Here is a 983-nt window from a genome sequence, read left to right on the forward strand (position 1 = left end):
GGGCCGCCTGTCGTCGCAGTTCTCCCGTTTGACAACCTCGGTGGAGAAGAACGCTGGACGCGTATCGCGGAAGGGTTGTCGGCGGACATCATCGTTGATCTCGCCCGTTACCCCGACTTGGGCGTGATAGCCCGCCAGACAATGCTCTCATACAAGGAGCGGCGCGATGATGTTCGATCCATCGGACGAGAGTTGAGTGCCGACTATGTGATGGAAGGAACCGTGCAAGCGGAGGGCCAGCGGGTACGCATCTGGGTGCAACTCGTCGACTCCCGCACAGGGGTTGATGTTTGGACAGCGCGTTATGATCGGTCCGCAGAAAACCTGTTTGCGATGCTGGACAGCGTGACCGAAAACGTCATCAATGTCGTTGCTACTTGCCACGGTCAACTCGCCAACCTGCGACGCGATGCAGTGCGTCCCACCAACAAGTTTGCAAGCCTATGATTGCTACCTGCTTGGCCTTGAGCAGAAGCACCTTTTCACCCAGATTCGAACAAGGAAGGGATACGGCTACTGACGCGTGCAGTCGAGCTTGATCCGGGTCTTGCAAGAGCCTGGACCGCGCTGGCTCTTGCGCATGCTGTGGATGCTTGCAACGGGTTTTCCGATGATGTTTCTGTCTCTATTGAGAGCTGGAGCGCATGTGTCAAGAAAGCGCTGGCCCTCGATCCGGCCGATATTTACGCACGAATAATGCTCGCTGATCTTCGGGCTTTGCAGGGCGATATCGACGCTGCTGTCGAAGAACATGAGCGAGTCTTGGCGTCGTCCCCAAACAACGCTGACACACTTGCCTTGCTTGCAGGAAGCTTGGCTCTTGTTGGGAGCGACGCCAAGCATGGCTACGAATTGGCCAAGCGAGCGATCCGGCTAAATCCTAATGTTCCGTGGTACTTTGGAATGTTGGGGCGCTGCTGCTTTGTCCTTGGCCTGTACCGGGAATCGTTGGTTGGGCTGCGTCGGTCCCCGTCCGACTCGCC

At 57.2% G+C, this 983-nt stretch carries 1 protein-coding gene and 1 pseudogene; one reads left to right on the top strand and one right to left on the bottom strand.

The annotated features are described in order from the left end of the window. Positions 1-447, top strand: a pseudogene (locus tag EN786_RS38085) (adenylate cyclase); the annotation flags it as partial. Positions 448-513: 66 nt separating this feature from the next. Here EN786_RS38085 and EN786_RS35930 read toward each other — a convergent pair. Next, complete coding sequence (locus EN786_RS35930) at positions 514-753, bottom strand: hypothetical protein (RefSeq protein ID WP_135910007.1); 240 nt, start codon at positions 751-753, stop codon at positions 514-516. Positions 754-983: the final 230 nt, after the last annotated feature.

The organism is Mesorhizobium sp. M4B.F.Ca.ET.143.01.1.1 (assembly GCF_004792275.1).
Classification (GTDB): domain Bacteria; phylum Pseudomonadota; class Alphaproteobacteria; order Rhizobiales; family Rhizobiaceae; genus Mesorhizobium; species Mesorhizobium abyssinicae.